The 19,805-nt window shown below is 35.1% G+C and carries 16 protein-coding genes; 4 read left to right on the top strand and 12 right to left on the bottom strand.

Features of this window, described 5'->3' with window-relative positions; translation table 11 throughout:
- Nucleotides 1-12: 12 nt before the first annotated feature.
- The 4 genes from EYY60_RS07045 to EYY60_RS07030 form a co-directional block, all read right to left on the bottom strand.
- Entirely contained in the window at nucleotides 13-264 is a 252-nt protein-coding gene (locus EYY60_RS07045) for a hypothetical protein (RefSeq protein ID WP_132988680.1), read from the bottom strand.
- Between the two features lie 46 nt (nucleotides 265-310).
- Nucleotides 311-718: a hypothetical protein gene (locus EYY60_RS07040; RefSeq protein ID WP_012022855.1), complete on the bottom strand. Its 408-nt coding sequence runs from the start codon at nucleotides 716-718 to the stop codon at nucleotides 311-313.
- Between the two features lie 94 nt (nucleotides 719-812).
- Complete coding sequence (gene pheS, locus EYY60_RS07035; protein ID WP_132988679.1) at nucleotides 813-1,832, bottom strand: phenylalanine--tRNA ligase subunit alpha; 1,020 nt, start codon at nucleotides 1,830-1,832, stop codon at nucleotides 813-815.
- Between the two features lie 121 nt (nucleotides 1,833-1,953).
- Entirely contained in the window at nucleotides 1,954-2,310 is a 357-nt protein-coding gene (locus tag EYY60_RS07030; protein ID WP_132988678.1) for a hypothetical protein, read from the bottom strand.
- A 201-nt stretch (nucleotides 2,311-2,511) separates the two neighbouring features.
- Here EYY60_RS07030 and EYY60_RS07025 point away from each other — a divergent pair, with 201 nt between their 5' ends.
- Nucleotides 2,512-3,057 (top strand): CvpA family protein, encoded by a 546-nt coding sequence (locus EYY60_RS07025; RefSeq protein ID WP_132988677.1) that lies wholly within the window; start codon nucleotides 2,512-2,514, stop codon nucleotides 3,055-3,057.
- 10 nt (nucleotides 3,058-3,067) lie between these two features.
- Here EYY60_RS07025 and EYY60_RS07020 read toward each other — a convergent pair whose 3' ends face one another.
- Together EYY60_RS07020 and EYY60_RS07015 are read right to left on the bottom strand one after the other, a co-directional pair.
- The gene (locus EYY60_RS07020; RefSeq protein WP_132988676.1) at nucleotides 3,068-3,427 is read right to left on the bottom strand and encodes a hypothetical protein; all 360 of its coding nucleotides are present in this window, start codon (nucleotides 3,425-3,427) and stop codon (nucleotides 3,068-3,070) included.
- Between the two features lies 1 nt (nucleotide 3,428).
- Nucleotides 3,429-3,887: a Panacea domain-containing protein gene (locus EYY60_RS07015; RefSeq protein ID WP_132988675.1), complete on the bottom strand. Its 459-nt coding sequence runs from the start codon at nucleotides 3,885-3,887 to the stop codon at nucleotides 3,429-3,431.
- A 199-nt stretch (nucleotides 3,888-4,086) separates the two neighbouring features.
- Here EYY60_RS07015 and EYY60_RS07010 point away from each other — a divergent pair, with 199 nt between their 5' ends.
- The 3 genes from EYY60_RS07010 to EYY60_RS07000 all read left to right on the top strand — a co-directional run bounded on the left by EYY60_RS07010 (nucleotide 4,087) and on the right by EYY60_RS07000 (nucleotide 7,094).
- Complete coding sequence (locus EYY60_RS07010) at nucleotides 4,087-5,187, top strand: helix-turn-helix domain-containing protein (protein WP_132988674.1); 1,101 nt, start codon at nucleotides 4,087-4,089, stop codon at nucleotides 5,185-5,187.
- Between the two features lie 234 nt (nucleotides 5,188-5,421).
- Nucleotides 5,422-6,414, top strand: coding sequence for an alpha/beta fold hydrolase (locus EYY60_RS07005; RefSeq protein ID WP_132988673.1), 993 nt, complete (start codon nucleotides 5,422-5,424; stop codon nucleotides 6,412-6,414).
- Nucleotides 6,415-6,419: 5 nt separating this feature from the next.
- Nucleotides 6,420-7,094 carry a hypothetical protein gene (locus EYY60_RS07000; RefSeq protein ID WP_132988672.1) on the top strand — a complete coding sequence of 225 codons (675 nt, stop codon included), beginning with the start codon at nucleotides 6,420-6,422 and terminating at the stop codon, nucleotides 7,092-7,094.
- A 282-nt stretch (nucleotides 7,095-7,376) separates the two neighbouring features.
- On the opposite strand, the gene EYY60_RS06995 is transcribed toward EYY60_RS07000, so the two are convergent.
- From EYY60_RS06995 to EYY60_RS06970, 6 genes are all read right to left on the bottom strand, one after another.
- Nucleotides 7,377-9,863: a glycoside hydrolase family 95 protein gene (locus EYY60_RS06995; protein ID WP_235832303.1), complete on the bottom strand. Its 2,487-nt coding sequence runs from the start codon at nucleotides 9,861-9,863 to the stop codon at nucleotides 7,377-7,379.
- 127 nt (nucleotides 9,864-9,990) lie between these two features.
- Entirely contained in the window at nucleotides 9,991-11,937 is a 1,947-nt protein-coding gene (locus tag EYY60_RS06990; protein ID WP_132988671.1) for a sialate O-acetylesterase, read from the bottom strand.
- Between the two features lie 110 nt (nucleotides 11,938-12,047).
- Nucleotides 12,048-13,556: a cellulase family glycosylhydrolase gene (locus tag EYY60_RS06985; RefSeq protein WP_132988670.1), complete on the bottom strand. Its 1,509-nt coding sequence runs from the start codon at nucleotides 13,554-13,556 to the stop codon at nucleotides 12,048-12,050.
- A 90-nt stretch (nucleotides 13,557-13,646) separates the two neighbouring features.
- A complete protein-coding gene (locus EYY60_RS06980) occupies nucleotides 13,647-15,884 on the bottom strand; it encodes a glycoside hydrolase family 3 C-terminal domain-containing protein (protein ID WP_132988669.1) in 2,238 nt (745 codons plus the stop codon).
- A gap of 88 nt (nucleotides 15,885-15,972) precedes the next feature.
- A complete protein-coding gene (locus tag EYY60_RS06975) occupies nucleotides 15,973-17,553 on the bottom strand; it encodes a GH39 family glycosyl hydrolase (protein ID WP_132988668.1) in 1,581 nt (526 codons plus the stop codon).
- A gap of 128 nt (nucleotides 17,554-17,681) precedes the next feature.
- Entirely contained in the window at nucleotides 17,682-19,688 is a 2,007-nt protein-coding gene (locus EYY60_RS06970; RefSeq protein WP_132988667.1) for a glycoside hydrolase family 97 protein, read from the bottom strand.
- Nucleotides 19,689-19,805: the final 117 nt, after the last annotated feature.

Raw genomic sequence — 19,805 nt, 5'->3', positions numbered from 1 at the left:
GTCAAGACTTATTTAATTTCGTCTTGACTCTTTTTTAATCTTATTATTATAAAAATTAAGCGATAAATAATAAATCAGTTTAAAGATGTTTGCTAAAAAAGGCATAATTCCTATTAATATCCCAAACACAACAATTCCAAGGAAAACTATTAACATCGCTTTTAAATTATTATAAAATAAACCTACAGCAACGAAGATTATTAGCCAAATGATTAAGGTAATAATTTCAGGGTTTTTCTTGATGAGAACATTTACTTTTTTCATTTGTCAAAATAATAAATCTTTTCTCTTGCCTCTTTGTTCTTGATTCTTATTTCACCATAACCCCTTCAACAAATAAAATCGGCACTTCTTCCGTTTTGTTTTCGTCAAGCGAATTGGCTTTAAAAATGAACTTCTTATCGTACAAAGTATTTCCGATGAAGAACGTTACCATAAATTCATTATTAAGCGCTAGAAGGCTCTTTTCTACCAATTCTATCTTTACAACAGAAACCGAAGGAACCTCAACAAAAGCATGACGCAAAATCGATGTTTTTTTCATTTCGCCGTCAATTGTTCCAAATGCTTTTGAAACCACCATTACGCTGTCTAAGTTAAAGTCACTGTCATTAACTAAATAAGCGTACCACACTTTTTCCATAAAATCGTCACTCCACTCCTGCACTGCAGCAAGAAATACGTTTTCAACTTCTGGAATTATTATATCTTTTTTCATTTTAGTCGAAAGTTAAAAAGTCGAAAGTCATAAAGTCGAAAACCTCAAAGTAATGACTTTACGACTTTCGACTTTATGACTTCTAGACTTAGAATTATATATTTGCCTTGAACTGCTCTAAGAAACGAACATCGTTTTCGTAGAACATACGGATGTCTCCAATTTGGTATAAAAGCATTGCAATACGCTCTACTCCCATTCCAAAAGCGAATCCGTTGTATTCATCTGGATTGATATCGCAGTTTTTAAGAACGTTTGGATCTACCATTCCGCAGCCTCCAATTTCCAACCAACCCGTTCCTTTTGTAATTCTGTAATCTGTTTCTGTTTTTAATCCCCAATAAATATCAATTTCAGCACTTGGCTCTGTAAATGGGAAATAAGATGGACGAAGACGAATCTTTGATTTTCCGAACATTTCTTTTGTGAAATAAAGCAACGTTTGTTTCAAATCAGCAAATGAAACATCTTTGTCAATGTACAATCCTTCCACTTGATGGAAAATACAGTGCGAACGAGATGAAATCGCTTCGTTACGGAAAACACGTCCTGGAGAAATCGTACGAATTGGCGGTTTGTGATTTTCCATATAACGCACCTGAACAGATGATGTATGCGTACGCAACAACACGTCAGGATTTGTCTGAATGAAAAATGTATCCTGCATATCACGGGCCGGATGGTATTCTGGCAAGTTCAATGCTGTAAAATTATGCCAATCGTCTTCAATTTCTGGACCTTCAGAAACATTGAATCCAATATTGGCAAAAATATCAATAATCTGATTTTTAACAATCGAAATAGGGTGACGAGATCCCACAATTACTGGCTCAGCAGCGCGAGTCAAATCACCAAAAGCACCTTTAACCTCTTCTTTGCTTTCAAGCTCTTCCTGAATAACTCTAACTTTTTCTTCAGCAACAGCTTTTAAGGTATTGATTACTTGTCCAAAATCTTTTTTCTGATCATTTGGAATATTTTTAAACTCAGTAAAAAGTTCTTTTAATAACCCCTTACTTCCTAAATATTTAATTCGGAATTGCTCTAAAGATTCTTTATTTTTCTCATTAAAGGCTTTTGCTTCCTCTATATGTACTTTTATCTTATCTATCATTTTCCTTCGGTTCTTGAGAATACAAATTTAGTGTTTTTAGTTTAAAGTGTGTAGTCGCGCTAGTAGTTTTCGATTTTCTGCCAAATAATTCCATAAACTGCAATTTTAACATCAAATAATGCTATTCAATCAGCTTTCTTTCTAAAAAATAACTTACAATGGCTTCTTTCATCAAAACGGATTGTTCTCCGGCTTTCAATGATGGCAATTGTTCTTTTACTTTGTAATGTGGCCATCCGTCTTCATCAAAATATTCGAATTCATAAAACCCATATGGTTCTAACAATCGACAGATTGCAATGTGCATTAAGTTCAGTTTTTCGTCTTTTTTATATTGGCGGTGTACTTTTCCGTATTCCTGAACTCCAATTAAGTAAATTATGGCATCTAAATCTAAATCTTCGCCTTGCGAAAATTGATTTGAAAGTATATCGACGAGCTTTTCCCAGCGCTCTTTTAGTTGTGTATCTCTAGACATTTTTTATAATTGTGAATTATGAATTGTAAATTATAAATTTCAAAACATAAATTTTTAGTTCGCAAAGATACGGACTTCAATCTCAATGCGCTTAAAAATTTAACTCCCTACAAGATAAAACCTTTGTCGCTTTGTTACTTTGAGCCTTTGTCCCTCAAAAAAAAATTTATCTTTGCGCCTCATTTAACACAAAACCAAATCATGAGTTTTTTTGATATTATTGTTGGCGCGCTTCTAGGATATAGTTTGTACAAAGGAATTAAAAACGGGCTTTTTGTAGAAGTTGCTTCTTTTATTTCTTTGTTGTTGGGAATTTATCTGGCGATCAAATTTTCGTCGTTTATGACGGGAATAATATCAAAACATGTTTCTTGGAATCCGACAAACATTCAGATTACGGCTTTTATCCTGACTTTTATTCTCGTTGTAATTGGTATTTATTTTTTAGCCAAAATTTTAACCGGAATTGCAGATTTTGCCATGTTAGGTTGGATGAATAAACTGGGTGGCGGATTTTTCAGAGTTTTAAAAACCATCTTGATCTTGAGTATTTTTATTGCTTTATTCGAAAAAATAAACTTCAACAATACTTTTGCCAAACAAGAAACTCTAGACAAATCTATTTTTTACAATCCGGTGAAAAAGGTTGCCGCTTTTGTATATCCTTCAATCGAAAAGTGGTACGAAAGCTTTAAAAAAGAGCAAACGAAAAAATCCGAAGAAAATTCAAAAACTGAAAAAGAATAAATTCAAAATTTTATTCGGAATCAGCAATTGGTTTTGGAAACAAATTCTTTAAAATAATCAGCATCATACCAATTACATTAACACTTGAAGTCGTAAGTAAAGTGATCAAAACGTTTTCTGAAAGATTAAGACGCAGCAAATTTCCATTAAAATATAAAATCGAAATTACCGAAGCCAGCCACAGAAAAATAATAAACGAAAAGATATAAGTCAAATGTCTTCTCAGTTTTGTGTCTTCTAAAAAACGACCAATTCTTGCATTCCCTAAACGGTCTTCAAGAATCTGATTTTGCGTTCTGGCATTTGTTAAATCTTCAGGAGTAAGCGCTGAATAACTATCAATTGAAATTCGGTTAAGATCTAGGGCCATCTTAAATCGGTTTAAGTTTGGTTTTATAATGGTCATAAATATCGTCATCAGAAATCACGGCGTTGGTGTCTTTTTGATACACTTTCGTCCATGGCGTTCCTTCTGTATGCGTTAAGGCACTCAAATAAATTCCGTCAAAACGTCCGTACAAATCCCATATTTTATCTAAGAATTTCTCGTCATCCGTTGAAATTTTTTCATTTTTAACCGGATTTGGAATTCGCTCCGTAATAATATTCTTTTTGTATTGTTTGATGCTATAATATAAAGATGGAAAAACTGGGCCAAAATCCCACGCAATAGGTTTTTCATCAATCAATCGTTCTTCTTTATTGGTCAATGCAAGATACCAGCCGTACGCAATGTAGGTCAGTTTAATTATTTTCATAGGCGTTAAATTTCCGGTTTTCGAATATTTTCCTATAAAATAATTGGCCACCGTAGTAGGATTATAAGCCATTTTCTTAGAATTATTGTTTTTTCAAAGTTACTTAAAATAAGTTCCTATCAAAATCCCAGAAAAGTTATTATCATGTAAATGAATGATTTCACTATAAAAACTTTACTTTTTAGCAATAAACCCGCTATAAAAATCTAGTCAAAATAAATTATCTTGCCTCGAATTTCCAATAACCGATTTCACCAAAATCAAAACGTATATGTTGTACCTGACAGGCATTATAATTACCTTTTTTCTAGTTGTTATTCTGGCAAGCAAAAAAAACAAAAGCGAAGCAGATAAAATCTTGGCTTTTTGGCTGTTTTTTACCGGATTTCATTTGTTTTTATATTATCTGCATTATAAAAATGAGTTTGCTTCCTTTCCGTTTTTATTGGGGTTTGAATTGCCAATGCCCTTGCTTCAAGGTCCGTTTTTGTTTTTATATACTTCGGCATTGACCAGTCAAAATCTGCATAGAAAATACAATCTTTTACATTTTTTGCCTTTTGTTTTGGCAATTTTAATTCTTATTCCGTTTTTCAGTCTTTCTTTTGAAGAAAAATCGAAAGTTTTCCAGAATGAAGGAAAAGGCTATGAAAATCTAATTCTGCTTTTATACAGCGCTATTTTAATTTCGGGAATAACATATGCTTTGCTTTCGCTTCGAAAACTTTCAAAACATCGCAAAAACATTTCAGAAGCATTTTCATCTACTGAAAAAATCAATTTGCGCTGGCTTCAATATTTAATTCTTGGTTCAAGTATTATCTGGCTTGTAGTTATTTTATTTAATGACGAATACATCTTTACGTTTGTAGTTTTTTACGTGATTTTCATTGGATATTTCGGAATCAAGCAAGTTGGGATTTTTACAAATCAGACTTTTTCTGAAAACCAAATTCCGGAAATTTCCTCTACTGAAAACATTCAAAGCATTAATACTTCTGAAAAAGTCAAATACGAAAAATCAAGTTTGACAAATTCAGATTTGAATCTTCTTCAACAAAAGCTAACTGAGATTATGGCAAATGAAAAACTGTATAAAAATCCAGATTTGACGTTAGCCGATTTATCTCAAAGATTAAATATCCATTCTAATGTTCTTTCGCAAGTGATCAATTCAACCGAAGGAAAAAACTTTTACGATTATATCAATCTACAACGTGTGGAGGAATTCAAAAAATTGATTCTTTTGCCCGAAAATCAAAAATTCACTTTGCTTTCAGTCGCTTTTGAATGTGGGTTTAATTCGAAAACCGCTTTTAACCGAAACTTCAAAAAAGCAACCGGACTTTCTCCTTCTGAATATTTGAAATAAGTTTTTTTTGTTTCTCGCAGATTTAAACAGATTTAAACAGATTTTTAAATCATTTTAATCCTATAATCTGTGGCAAAATAACTTAATATTTCGACAAACAAATTTCAACAAAAAACTTAGCAACTTAGCGCCTTAGTAACTTAGCATATTAAAAAAAAGAACCACCTTACAAGTTGGGGCGACTACCATTAGTCTAAGCAACATCTTTGCATAAAAATTTTAAAAAATTATGCAATGAAAAACAAGATGTTATATTCAGCAGTAATAGCCATTTCGATTTTCTTTTTTCTTGGATGCGAAAATGACAATGAAATTGACGGAGTCGGGAATTTAGTTCCAAAAACAGTCGATCAAGATGCATCGATTCCTTCCATTTTTATTAACGGAACACAACTTCACGCAGAAACTTTTGGCAATCCAAACAACCCGATGTTGGTATTTCTTCACGGCGGCCCAGGTTCTGATTATCGAAACGGGCTCAATGTTCAACAACTCGCCAACGAAGGTTATTATGTGATTTTTTACGATCAGCGCGGTTCTGGATTATCAAAAAGACACGACAAGAACAGTTATTCAATCCAATTAGTTCTAGATGATCTGACCGAAGTCATTAAATATTATCGCACTTCAGCTAATCAGAAGATTTTTCTTTTTGGTCATTCTTGGGGTGCAATGCTGGGAACTGCGTATGTCAATTCGTATCCCGATAAAATCGACGGATTAATTCTCGCTGAGCCTGGCGGGTTGAACAAACAACTTTTAGACGAATATGGCGAAATGAGTCGCAAAATCAACATTTTTTCTGAAGTAACCAGCAATCTTTTATACGTCGATCAATTTTTGACAGGAAAAGAAAATCAGCATGAAATTTTAGATTATAAATACGGAATTTCTTCAAGTTTCTCTTATGCAAAAGGCAATAAAGAAGGCATTCCCGGACCGTCGCCGTTTTGGAGAATTGGCACAACCGTTTTGGAAAGTTTCACTGATATTGCCGAAAATGATGGTTTTGATTTTACCACAAATCTCAATCAATACAAAACGAAGGTTTTGTTTTTATACGGAGAATTGAATGAATCTTACGGTTTGAGTTTTGCAAAAAAAGAAGCCGCTTATTTCCCGAATTCAGAAATTGAAGAAGTAAAAGAAACAGGCCACGAAATGATTTATTTCAAATGGGAAAATGTGCATCCAATTGTCCTGAAGTATTTAAACGAATTAAAATAACCGCCATGAAAACAATTATAATATTGATCACATTTCTTATTTCACTTTTTACATCTAATTTTTCACAAGCTCAAAGTATCAACTGGAGAAATCTTAAAAGCGAAGAAAAGCATATTTTAAATGCCAATGCAGGCTGGGATTACAGTTTTGTTTATGGCTTAAGTTATGGTTATCATTTAAAAACCAAATTACCAATTATTCTGGAAAGCTCTTTTTCTCTAGCTTCAGGCGAAGTTGTTTTTGATGATTTTAAAACTAAAATTGGCGGGCAAATCAATATATACCATACTGAAAATTTCTATTTTAATGCTTCGCTTCACGGAATTTACAGACGTTATGGAAATCCGCTGGTGACTTTACAAAATTTTGGTGCCGATGCTTCGACGACAATTGGGTATTATAAATCAAAATGGTTTGTTGCCGGAGAATTTGGTTTTGATAAAGCCATCGTAACCCATTTTCAACACAGTGAAATTTATAAAGAAGTTTATCCGGATGTGAAAAATGGCTGGTTTGAACCTACAACTGGAGGAAATTTCAACTTCGGAATTCAAGGCGGTTATTCTTTTAGCCGAAGCGACCTAACTTTAAGGGCCGGAAAAGTAATGAATGAAGATTTTAAAAGTACGCCTTTGATTCCGTTTTATGTTCAAGTTGGATATAGTTATAAATTAGAGTGATAAAAGAAAGTTCCAGCGGGACAAAATATTTATAGAAATCAATCGTGTTAATGTAAAAGCCTCAGAGAGGCTAAATATTTATAGAAATCCAATTAAGTACATACAAAAGCTCCAGGGGAGCGACATATTTGATTGCGAAAAATTATATGTCGCTCCGCTGGAGCTATTTTGCAAATGTTTATTTTATTCTATAAATATTTCGCTTCTACGAAGCTTGCAAAAAAACCAAACCCGACAGGTTTTTAAAACCTGTCGGGTTTAACTACAAAACAAATATTTTTATTAAAATTTGATTTCTAACTTTTCTCCTTTTTTCAAAACAACTTCCTGTTTTTTATCTCCAAAAATCAAAGTTGTTTTTCCGCCAAGTTTAGAGGAGACTATCAATTTTTGAATGTTTTTATTACTCCAATTCATTTCAATTTCAAATCCGCCTCTTGCGCAAATTCCTTTTACAGCACCTTCTTCCCAAGCATCCGGCAAAGCAGGAAGCAAACGAATTTCGTTTTCATCCGATTGAACCAACATTTCGGCAACTGCAGCTGTACCACCAAAATTCCCGTCGATTTGAAATGGCGGATGCGCATCGAATAAATTCGGATACGTTCCTCCTCCTCGTCTTGGCTTGTCAGTTTTCTTCTTGTCTGGATCAACGTAGCGCAACAATTCGCGATACATTTTATAAGCACGATTTCCGTCCCAAAGTCTAGCCCAAAGATTAATTCTCCAACCTTTTGACCAACCTGTCGTTTCGTCGCCTTTTATTTCGAGCGTTTTTCTTGAAGCTTCAGCCAAATCAGGTGTTTTTAAAGGCGTGATATGATTGCCAGGAAAAAGTCCGAATAAATGCGATTGATGACGATGCTTAGGTTCGTTGTCATCCCAATCAAAATACCATTCTTGAAGATTTCCCTTTTTCCCAATTTGATACGGATGAAATTTAGCTAATGCTTTTTCCAATTTATCTCTAAAAGCGGCATCTGTATTCAGCACTTTTGAGGCTTTTATGGTTTTGTCAAAACATTCGCGAATCATTGCCAAATCTGCTGTTCCTCCATATAAAGTAGCACCAACAAAACCATCTGTCAGTTTATATTGATTTTCTGGCGACGTTGATGGCGAAGTAATTAAATTACCGTTTTTATCGGTTACCAGCCAGCCTAAGCAAAATTCAGCCGCACCTTTCATTAAAGGATAACCTTCTTTTTTCAAATAGTTTACATCTTGCGTAAATGTGTAATGTTCCCAAATATGCGTACTCAGCCACGCGCCCGCAATTGGCCAGCATGCCCACATAGGTTCTTCTTTCCCAAATTGCCCAACCGGATTCGTCATTGCCCAAATATCTGAGTTATGAGCAGCGGCCCAGCCTTGGTTTATTCCATAAAAAGTCTTTGCTGTCACTTTTCCGGTTACCGAAAGGTTTTTAATGAAACTCAAAAGTGGCAAATGCATTTCTGAAAGATTGGTGTTTTCCGCCAACCAGTAATTTTCTTCCAGATTAATATTCATTGTATAATTACTGCTCCAAGGCGGATTCAGGTACGGATTCCAAAGTCCTTGAAGATTTGCCGGAACACCAATTGTTCTTGAGGAACTAATCAATAAATAACGTCCGAAATTGAAATACAGAATCTCCAGATTTTTATCTTCCTTTCCATCAGCGTAGCGTAATAAACGTTCGTCTGTTGGCAAATCTGGAGCGGTAGTTTTTCCAAGGTCTAAATCGACACGATTGAAGAATTTTTGATAATCGGCAATATGAGATTCTTTTATTTTATCGAATGGTTTTGCGTATGCTTTATTCAAATTTTGCAAGGCATTTGTAATATCGTCCAAACCTTCGGTTGCTGGATTTTTGTCAAAGCCATTAAAACTAGTTGCAACAGAAACAAAAATAATGGCTTCTGTAGCATCTTTTAAAGTCAAAGATTCTCTGGAACTTGTAACTTTTCCGTCTGTTTTTTTGATTTGGACCAAAGTGGTAAATTTTGTTCCTCTTTCTTTTATGTTTAGATATTTTGGCAAAACAGTATATCCCTTATTTTCGTGAATTGGCGCAGTACCTGTCATTACCAAAATATTGCCTTTTACTTCAACATTTGATTGCAAAAGGCTTTTTAAATTAACATCAAAATTCAAAGCGCCTTTTTGATCGGCCGTTAATTTGATGATCATAATTTGATCTGGCGCTGAAACAAAATATTCTCGCGTATATTTTATGCCTGCCATTTCGTAGCTTACTTTTGAAATTGCATTCGAAAGATCCAATTCACGATGATAATTTACCGCTTTTCCTTTCTCGGAATTATTGATTTCTAAAGTTCCTAAAGGCGCATACGATTCGGAGTTTTTGCCTTGAACTTTTTTATTTAATTCTTCCGCGAGTTTATAGTTTTCATTTTTTAAAGCTTCGCGAATTGCTGGAATGTTTTTATAAGCTTCCGGACTCATATTAGCATTTACAGGTTCGCCTGACCAAAGGGTAATGTCATTCAAATCAATTTTATCTGAATTTGCACCACTATAAACTGTCGCCCCCATTTTTCCGTTTCCTAAAACCAAACTTTCTTCAAAGAATTCGGCGGGTTGATTATACCACAAAACATGTTTCGATTGTGCCGAAATATTTATGCTGTAAAATGTGAGAAGTAAAATGAAAACTATTTTTTTTATGAAGTCTGAATTCATGATTCGCATTTTGATTTTAAATGTAGTTTCTACAATATTAATCATTCCTGAGGAATTATCATTTGTATTTATAGACATTTTATGCGCGTGAGGGATAGGAGCTAGCTACCGAAGTAGCGCGGATAGCCCGGTCCCGATAAGATAAGTGGGCGCATATGCACAAAGAAAATTAGCCCACTTATCTTATCGGGATCACGCCCAACTATTATTTATTCACTTTATATATTTCGTTTGCCGTAATCATTTCCCAATTATCCGTTCTGAATGGCGATGCTGGGAATTTTTCTTTGTTGAAAAGATTAATCTGCGTGTCGTCGTCTGCCCAACCGTAATGAACTGCAACTGGATTTTGAACTTGATCGCTTGAAACCATTATTTTATTGTCTTTTATTATCGCTTTCGCTGAATGAAAAACTTTGTCTGCGCCTGCGATTTCGAAACCTTTTAATTCATTGTTATTTGGCGTTGATAATCCGCTTCCGATATTGTCAAAAGTCAATATAATTTGGTTTCCTTTTATTTCCTGAGATTTATATTTTGGCCCGCTAAAAATTTGTTTTTTGCCGTAAACGTTATCCAACGCAATTGCTGCCAAACGCAATCCAACATCTTGTTTGTTTGTTGGGTGAATGTCTTTTGCGTTTCCAATATCTGTGGTAACGGCCATTCCGGTATTTTTCAGTTTTAAGGTTTCAGATTGTGCTTCGCGAAGTTCTGCCCAACGGCTTCCTTTTTTGCTGTTTCCTCCAGTTTCATCAAAAGTGGATAATTGAACGAAATAGAAAGGAAAATCGCCTTGTTTGAATTTTGTTCTCCAATCAGTGATCATTAAAGGAAATGCTTTTTTGTACTGATTTGCTCTCCAGACATTTGCTTCGCCTTGATACCACAAAACGCCCTGAATGGCATAAGGAACCAACGGATTTACCATTGCATTGTATAATAATGACGGATAACTATTTGGCGATAAAGCTGTTTTTACAACAATTACTCTAAATTTCCATTTCCCGTCAAGCGGAATAACTTTACTTCCCAAAGTCAATTTTAAATCTTCAGATTCTCCATAAATTCCGCCTCCTCCGCTATTATCTACGATTCTGACTGCAATGACATTTTTGCCTTCTTTTAAAACATTTTCTGGTATTTGATAAACACGTCTAGCATCCCATTGTGTGTTTTTACCGACCTCGATTCCGTTTACATACGTAATGTCTTCGTCGTCGATTTTTGCTAGACTTAAAGTTGCCTTATTCTTGATATCTTCTGCTGAAAGCGTAATGGTTTTACGCATCCAAACTACGCCATCCAAATCACCAAGAGCCTGATTTTCCCATAAACTTGGCGTTTTTAATTCGCCCCAAGAAGTATCATCAAAAGAAAGTTCTTTGAATGTATTTTCGTTTGCTGTACTTACAGAAGTTCCTTGAATCTTTTCGACTCTTTCTTTCATTCGCTTTGCGTATAAAACAGAAATAGAATCGACATTCATAACTGGAACATCGGCAATCATCGATTTAAATTCAGGACTGTTTTGAAATGCTTCACGGCTTGTCCAGGTTTCAACATTGGTTCCACCCCAAGACGTATTTATGATTCCGATTGGAATTTTTAATTCAGCATATAATTTTCTGGCGAAATAAAATCCGACAGCAGTAAAATTCCCGACAGTTTTTTTACTTGAAACTTCCCATTTTCCAGCTTTTAAATCGTCTTTTGGTTTCCCGCTTAAATCCTGTGCAACACCAAAATGGCGAATCATAGGATAATCCGCATTATTCATTTCTTTTTCGGCATTCATGGTTTTAAAAACCTGAAATTCCATATTCGATTGCCCGCTGCAAATCCAAACTTCACCAACCAAAACATTTTTGATTGTAATTTTATTTTTTCCAATTATTTCTAATTCAAAAGGCCCACCGGCTTTTTCAGCATCTAAATTGACGATCCATTTTCCGTTTTTATCGGCTTGTGTTTTTTTGATTTGTTTGTTGAAATGAATTTCTACTTTTTCATTAGCCTCAGCAAAACCCCAAATCGGAATTGCTTTGTTGCGTTGCAAAACCATTCCGTCTGAAAATAGCAATGGCATATTGACATTGGCATTTGCAATCACAGCGCACGTTAAAAAAAGAAAGGTTATAAACTTCTTCATTATTTTAAATTTAAATTAATTAAAACACATAAGTGATATAAGAAAATTTAAGCTCCAATGTATGAAAACTTATTTTATCTTATATCACTTATATGGTTTTAAAATTTTTTTTATTGCAGTCCTTCGATCATAGCATTTAAAGCTTGAGTATCAAAAACTGTATTATTTGTTCGGTCAAAAATGGCTGATCCGTTGTTTCCTGTGTTTCCGGCATCCCAATAGAATGGCAAAATCCCGTTTGCTTTAGCTTGTTTTACCACATATTTTAAGAAATAAGCTCTTGATGCTAAATGCAAAGTCAAGTCGGCACCTGTTAAAGTCGTTCTTCTGATGGCTCCAAATTCTCCCAATAAAACCGGAATTCCTTTGTCAACAAACTGTGTTTTCATTGACTTGAAAAGTTTATCTACATCAGCCTCTTCTCCCCAAGTTGCATTTCGCGTCGCATCGGTTGTCGAATGGAAACCGCTTCCCCAGTAATAAAACATTTTACCCCAATCTGCATCTTTGTCCATCAAGCAAAATTGATATGGCGTGTAGAAATGTACCTCAGCCATTAATCGATTAGCGACTTTATCTGTTGGCAAAGTCAGCATTAATTTATTCGTTTTTTCAATATCTGTCGAAGGTCCTTGAACCACTAAAACTCGATACGCATTTTTTCCTCCAGTTGAACGTACAGCATCAATAAAAGTTTGATGATACGAATTTAAAACAGCCATTTGAGTTGCATCTTCTACATTTGGTTCATTGGCACTTGCAAACAATACATGTTCGTCAAACCCGCGCAAAGTTGTTGCAATTTGCTCCCAAAACGCTTTTTGCTTTGCGTTGTTTTCTTCTTTTTTAGCTTCGGTAACGTTGTTTTCCAACCATCCGCCGTCCCAATGTACATTTACCAAAACATACATATCGTTATCCACACAATACTGAACCACTTCTTTTACTCGGTTCAACCATTCTGCTTTTAACTCAGCCGTTTTTGCATTTGCCAAATATTGGTTCCAGGAACACGGAATTCTTATCGCATTAAATCCATTAGCTTTAACTAAATCAATCAGCTGTTTTGTAATTTTTGGATTTCCCCAAGCTGTTTCTCCTCCAGTTGCTTCCATTGTATTTCCAATGTTCCATCCTAATTTGATTTTTGCTGCCAATTGCACTGCAGTACTTGACATTCCAGAAGCATCGGCCACTAGCGGATTCGTGTTATAACTTGGATATTCGATTTTAGCAGGAACTGCCGCTTTTTGCGAAACAGTGATTTCAACCGCTTCAGCCTGGCCAGAAGTCAATTTAATTGTTCCAGTTCTTGCGGTATTTGCTGTATTCTCTAAAACCGTAATTTTTACTGTGGTGGTTCCAGAAGTACCGCCCGCCTGACTAAATTTAATCCAACTTGAACTTTCGCTGTTCATTAACCAAGCGGTGACATCAGTCTTGATGATTATATCTGCATTAGTTTCTGTACTATTCGCTTCAATACTGTTTTTATTTACTTCTAATGAATTTATGGTTGAATTTTGTGGTGTTTCTTTGTCGGCGCTGCAAGCCAAAACTCCAAAAAATGTGATTAATGATGCTATGCTATATAGATAATTCTGTATTGTTTTTTTCATTTTAAATAATTTAAAAAATTAAGCTATAGCGGACCGACTTTCAATCCGCTTCATTCATTATTCAACTTATTCTAAAAAATAACAATCTTCTTACTGAATTGTTATGGCAATCTCTTTTTTGATATCTCTTGATGAGTTTCCTATTTTCAAAGTATATTTTCCTGGTTCAACTGTCCATTTTTTAGCCGAAACATCATAATACGCCAATTCTTTTACTGGAATTTGAATTGTCACATTTTCTGAACCGCCCGATTTTACTAGTACTTTTTTGAAACCTTTCAGCTCTTTTGAAGCTCGGGCAACTTTTGAATCTGTTTTTGAAGAATATACCTGAACGACTTCTTTTCCATCAACCTTTCCTGTATTTTTCACATCGATAAAAACAGAAATGATTTCGTTTGAATTGTATGAAGTTTTATCCGTTTTTCCATTTTCTAAAGCAAAAGTGGTGTATGATAATCCGTAACCAAAAGGAAATAAAGGCGCAATATTTTTGGTATCAAACCAACGGTAACCAATCAGCAATCCTTCGGCATAATTAACTGATTTTCCGCCTGGAAAACTTTTTGTTGCATGCGCTGGCGAATCCATAATATTTTTAGGCATTGTCCAAGGCAGTTTTCCTGACGGATTTACCTTTCCTAAAATGACATCAGCCAAAGCATTTCCTCCTTCTGAACCATTGAACCAACTCCAAACTACAGCTGGCGATTTTTGAGTGATTTCTCCAATATCAAATGGTGCTCCAGCAACAAATACAACAATTGTTCTTGGATTTACTGCTAATACTTTTTTGATTAATTCTTCTTGTCCAAAAGGCAAATGCAAATCTCTTCTGTCAGAAGCTTCTGTTTCGTAATCACGATTTGAACCTGCAAAAATCACCGCAACATCAGACTTTTTTGCCGCTTCAACTGCTTCCTGAACTTTTGCTGGATCTAATTCATCAATTGTTACAGGACCGTTTAAGGTAATATCGCCTAGTTTTCCTTTATTTTTTTCGTCGTAACGCTCTACATAACCTTCGGCATAATTGATTTTTATAGAAGAAGGAAGTCTGTTTTTCAAACCTTCAAGCGGTGTAACTTCTCTTTTTGTTTTAACACCCGCACCAAATCCGCCAAGAGAATTTTTCTTCATTGCATTATTTCCAATAACGGCAATTGACTTAACTCCGTCTAATTTTAGTGGTAATGCATTGTTATCATTTTTCAATAAAACAATATCTTCAGCGGCAATTTTGTACGCATCTTGGTAATGTGCTTCAGTAGAAATACTTCCTTTTGCACGTTCACCTCCGCCCATTGCTTTTACTTGGAACAAAACTCTTAAAATACGTTTTACGTGAAGATCAATTTCAGATTCTGCAATTTCTCCCGCTTTTACTGCGGCGATTAATTTATCTGCCAAGAAAAACTCATTGAATGGCTTTGGCGTTCCCATTTCAATATCCAATCCGCTTTTCAGCGATTTTACAGTTGAATGCACCGCTGCCCAATCAGAAACTACAATACCTTTAAATCCCCATTCATCACGAAGGATTTTATTCAGCATATAATCATTTTCACATAAATATTCGCCTCTAAACTTATTATAAGCACCCATTATCGCATATGATTTTGCTTCTTTTACTGCAGCTTCGAATGCTGGAAGATAAATTTCACGAAGTGTACGCTCGTCAATTTGTACATCAACAAAATCACGATTTGTTTCTTGATTGTTTGCCGCATAATGTTTTACGCACGCCATCACATCTTTTTCCTGCAAACCTACAATCAAAGGCACGGCGATTTTTTTATTTAAAAAAGGATCTTCAGACATATATTCATACGTTCTTCCTCCAAGCGGTGTTCTTACCATATTTATTGCTGGCGAAAGCAACATGTCTTTATCTCTGGCACGCAATTCTTCTCCTAAACTATTCCCGAAAGTATGCGCCATTTCGGCATTCCAAGTTGCAGCCAAACCGCCTCCTGCAGGATAATAGGTTGCAAAATCATTTGTTACCCCGGCTGGTGCCCAACTGTCTCTCGAAATTTCCTCACGAACTCCGAGCGGGCCGTCTGCCATTTTTAATTCGGGAATTCCCAAACGTTCTACCGCTCCAGTGCTGAACATGCTGTTTCCGTGCAACATTCCGATTTTTTCCTCAAGAGTCATTTGAGAAACTAGTTTATCTATTTCGGCATCGTGTTCAGAACCGATTTCTTTTCCTTGATATTCTTCAGTTTGTGCCGTTTCTGAAACTTCAGATTTTGCATCATTTTTACAAGAAGAAAATAATACAAAAGCCAAAGCTGCCGACAGGTATATCATTTTGTTTTTCATAGATAGTTAGATGTTTTTTGGATTTTAAAGATTTCGTTCCTCACACAACTTCTTTAAACTCGGTTAATATTTATTGTTTTTTGTGGTTTTATTGTTTGATTAAATTCAACATTACAACATCATTTTCATTGATTTTGATTTCTCTGCTGAAAGTTCCTTTTGCATCAATTACAATTTTTTCTGCTGAAATTGGTGCACCGTTATTTTTCTCTTTTATAGAATTAACTTGCTCACGAGTTAATTGACTTGGTTTTTTCAAAGTTAAATAATCTGCGTAAGCATCATTTACTTTGTAACCAACTTTGTAAATTTCTAACAAATATTTTCCTTTTTGTAATCCGTCAACTTCAATTTTTACTTTTCCTTTTTCTTTTGATGGCAAATCCTGAATGTAATACGTTTGATTCCAAACTTTGTCGCCCGGATGTGTATTAGTAAAATCCCAAAGCAAAATTTGCACATCGCCTTTTGCATTTTTTGTTGCCCATGACGTTTTATCTGAATTTTGAAGTTCGGTTTCTCCCAATTTATTCATTAAATAATAAGAGAAATAAGCTGGTTTTTTAATTCCTTGCGTATTCAATAATCCGAAACCTCCATGGAAAGGTGTAAATCGTGGTCCAGCTTCTTCAAAAATATCGGTAAAAACCCAATATGACATCGAGTTTGCTGCATTGCCAACTTGTTTTATTTTTTGCAGAATATAAGCTGCGGAATGATAACTGTCATGAATTGGATCTGCCGGCGTATAAGATGAACTCCATTCGGTATAATGTAATTCTAAATTTGGTTTAGCCGAATTAGAAATCAGTTTTCTTGAATTTATAATTTCCCCGCTCACGCTCCATTCATCCTGATTTAAAACCGTTCCCGATGTTCCAAATTCATCCAAATATCCTTGTTTTACTCCGTAGGTATGTGTCGAAACAAAATCAATCGGTACATTATTTTTAGCGCAAAAATCAATAGTTTCAGAAACCCAGCCAGATCCTGCCGTCGCAGGCCCACCAACTTTGTATGCAGGATTCACAGCTTTTATGCCACGTGCTGCATAATCGTATAATTTAAAATATTCGGCTTGAGTTCCTGTCCAGAAACCTGGCGATAAATTAGGTTCGTTCCAAACTTCAAAATACCATGATTTTACTTCTTCATCCCCGTAACGTGCTGCAAAATGCTGCGTTAGATTTCTAACCAAATCTTCCCATTTTTTATAATCCTTTGGAGGCGTTACATTCCCTTTCCACCAAAAAATGGTTTCTTTTCCGCTTGCCAAAGCATTCGGCATAAAACCTAATTCTACAAACGGCTTCATTTTCAAGTTCACAATATAATCGAACAAAACATCAACATACTGGTAATTGTATTCTGGATTTCCTTTTGAATCTTCTCGGTAAACGGCCATATCGTCAGACAATAAACCGTGAAAACGGATGTATTTGAAATCACATTCTTTTTTTACCAATGCCAATTGTTGCTGCCAATCTGCACGGAGACCTTCGTTTGCTCTTCCCGCTCCAATGCATTCTTTGAACATGGTGTTTAATTTTCCGGCTTCTTTTTTGAAATCAACTTTTATCGTTCGGTTTTCAGCATTATTGTTTTGTCCAAACGAAATACTGCTGCTTACGATTAAGGAAATAAATAGTATTGCTGAAAGTTTTTTCATTTGATAATAAATATTTATTTGATTATTGGAACGTAGACGCATTAAAATGCGTCTCTACAAGTATGCGTAATCGTTGCGTTACGAAACCCGACAGGTTTTAAAACCTGTCGGGTTTGAGAAATTAATAATTACAGCTTTTTGAATCTCACTGCACCACCGCCAGCTCCGCCTAATTTCAATTGTAATTTATCTGATGCTTTTACTGTTTTCTTAGAAATTGCCACTGCTTCTGGATTATGTGTTTGATCTGTTCCTTCTGCATCTACATAAATTTGCGCTTCATAAGTTGCATTTGGATCTAAAAATGATAATGAAACCTCAACATTTCTTGGTTTTTCATTGGTCAAAGTTCCTAAATACCAATCTGCGCTGTTTCTGTCTTTTCTTGCTGTTGTGATGTATTCACCAATTTTTCCTTCTAGGATTTTAGTGTCTTCCCAATCTGTCGGAACATCTTTTAAGAATTGTAATGCTGGTTTTCCTTCGTAATTTTCTGGAAGATCTGCCAACATTTGAATTGGAGCATAAATGGTTACATATAGTGCCAATTGCTGTCCAACTGTTCCCTGAATTCTTTTTCCTGGATAGCCTTGTTTTACCTCAACATCAAAAATTCCTGGAGTAAAATCCATTGGACCAGAAAGCAATCTTGTAAACGGAATAATTGTTAAGTGATTTGGTGGATTTCCTTCGCTCCAAGCATTATATTCTTGTCCGCGCGCTGCTTCTCTCGAAACCATGTTTGGATACGTTCTTCTTTCTCCTGTATCTTTTATTGATTCGTGGTATAAAACCGCTAAATCGTATTGTGCCGCTTTTTCCAAAATATATCTGAAATAATTTACTCCAAATTGTCCAAAGTGCATTTGTTTCATATTCAATTTAGAACCTACGTGACCAATTTTTACGGTATGGATTCCCAATTTTTTGTATAAGGCAAAACCTTCGTCAACTTCTTTTAAGTAGTTAATTAAGTTAGAACCTGTTTCGTGATATCCGATTAACTCAACATTGTGTTTTTTTCCGTACTCCACTACCTTTTCTAAATCGAAATTATCTGCACTTTTAGTAAAACTGAACATGTGCATACGGTTTTCATACCAGCCTGGCGTCCAGCCTTTGTTCCAGCCTTCGATCAATAAATGATTGAAACCTTCTTTTGCAGTAAAATCAATATATTCTTCGGCGTGTTTTGTAGTTGCTCCTTGTTTATCACTTTCCCAAAAAGTATATTTCCCGATGTGCATTCCCCACCAGATTCCTAAGTATTTATAAGGTTTGAAATAACTGTTTGTATTTTTTAATTTGTTTGGCTCATTAAGATTTAAAACCAAATAAGAAGTAATCAATTCCCCAGCATTTTCTCCAATTTGAATGGTTCTCCAAGATGAAGTAAACGAATCTTTCACACGAACTTTTACACCATCAGCCCACGGAACTAAATCCGATTTTAATTCTGTTCCTTTGTTGTTCACCAAAGTCATACTCGCAAAATCAACTAAGTTTGCTTCGTGAAAACTCAATGCCAATCCGCTTTTACTTTCGATTGTTAATGGCGTCAAAACTGTATCCAACGTACTTACTGGTGCATCTTTAAACAAATACTCGTCGCGATTTTCTCTGTTTGCCGGAATCCACCATGCTTTTCCGTCTTCTTTTAAATTGAAAGTTGTCTTTTCATCCATGATGAAAATACTGTCTTTTACATTTTGTTTTGGATAAACATATCGAAACGCAACTCCATCGTCGAAAGCACGAAACTGAATCTGTAATTTTCTTTTGTTTCCTGTTTTCTGCTGTAAATCGACTGTCAATTGATTGTAGTGATTTCTGATGTTTTTCTTTTCTCCCCAAACTTGTTCCCAAGTTTCGTCAAACGTAGAAGTTTTAGCTCCTTTAATTTCGAAATTTGAACTCAGGTCTTCATTTCCTTTTAATACAAATCCCATGTCAGACGGAGAAATTACTTCTGTCTTTCTGTGAGAAACGGCATATTTTGGAGCATTTTTTACTAGCTCAAATTTGATTTTATTTTGTCCGTTTGGCGATGCCAATTCGTAAGCGCTTTTATTTTTTTGGCTATATCCGATCGAAATTGAAAGTAATAAAGCGGGAAGAATCAGGTGTTTTTTCATGGTCATTTTCTTAATTCATTTTTAATAAATCGGGCAAAAAAGAGGTTTTCACCCGATTTAAAAACTCAACAAAAACTTATTTTTATCCTCGTTGGGATTATTTTTTTGCCACGAATT

Source organism: Flavobacterium zhairuonense, assembly GCF_004352915.1.
In the GTDB taxonomy this organism is placed as follows: domain Bacteria; phylum Bacteroidota; class Bacteroidia; order Flavobacteriales; family Flavobacteriaceae; genus Flavobacterium; species Flavobacterium zhairuonense.
This window is presented reverse-complemented; position numbering and strand designations above follow the sequence as displayed.

Excerpts from the sequence above, each read along its gene's own strand:
- EYY60_RS07045 (WP_132988680.1), bottom strand. The coding sequence starts at position 264 with ATGAAAAAAGTAAATGTTCTCATCAAGAAAAACCCTGAAATTATTACC.
- EYY60_RS07040 (WP_012022855.1), bottom strand. The coding sequence starts at position 718 with ATGAAAAAAGATATAATAATTCCAGAAGTTGAAAACGTATTTCTTGCT.
- pheS (WP_132988679.1), bottom strand. The coding sequence starts at position 1,832 with ATGATAGATAAGATAAAAGTACATATAGAGGAAGCAAAAGCCTTTAAT.
- EYY60_RS07030 (WP_132988678.1), bottom strand. The coding sequence starts at position 2,310 with ATGTCTAGAGATACACAACTAAAAGAGCGCTGGGAAAAGCTCGTCGAT.
- EYY60_RS07025 (WP_132988677.1), top strand. The coding sequence starts at position 2,512 with ATGAGTTTTTTTGATATTATTGTTGGCGCGCTTCTAGGATATAGTTTG.
- EYY60_RS07020 (WP_132988676.1), bottom strand. The coding sequence starts at position 3,427 with ATGGCCCTAGATCTTAACCGAATTTCAATTGATAGTTATTCAGCGCTT.
- EYY60_RS07015 (WP_132988675.1), bottom strand. The coding sequence starts at position 3,887 with ATGGCTTATAATCCTACTACGGTGGCCAATTATTTTATAGGAAAATAT.
- EYY60_RS07010 (WP_132988674.1), top strand. The coding sequence starts at position 4,087 with ATGTTGTACCTGACAGGCATTATAATTACCTTTTTTCTAGTTGTTATT.
- EYY60_RS07005 (WP_132988673.1), top strand. The coding sequence starts at position 5,422 with ATGAAAAACAAGATGTTATATTCAGCAGTAATAGCCATTTCGATTTTC.
- EYY60_RS07000 (WP_132988672.1), top strand. The coding sequence starts at position 6,420 with ATGAAAACAATTATAATATTGATCACATTTCTTATTTCACTTTTTACA.
- EYY60_RS06995 (WP_235832303.1), bottom strand. The coding sequence starts at position 9,863 with ATGTCTATAAATACAAATGATAATTCCTCAGGAATGATTAATATTGTA.
- EYY60_RS06990 (WP_132988671.1), bottom strand. The coding sequence starts at position 11,937 with ATGAAGAAGTTTATAACCTTTCTTTTTTTAACGTGCGCTGTGATTGCA.
- EYY60_RS06985 (WP_132988670.1), bottom strand. The coding sequence starts at position 13,556 with ATGAAAAAAACAATACAGAATTATCTATATAGCATAGCATCATTAATC.
- EYY60_RS06980 (WP_132988669.1), bottom strand. The coding sequence starts at position 15,884 with ATGAAAAACAAAATGATATACCTGTCGGCAGCTTTGGCTTTTGTATTA.
- EYY60_RS06975 (WP_132988668.1), bottom strand. The coding sequence starts at position 17,553 with ATGAAAAAACTTTCAGCAATACTATTTATTTCCTTAATCGTAAGCAGC.
- EYY60_RS06970 (WP_132988667.1), bottom strand. The coding sequence starts at position 19,688 with ATGAAAAAACACCTGATTCTTCCCGCTTTATTACTTTCAATTTCGATC.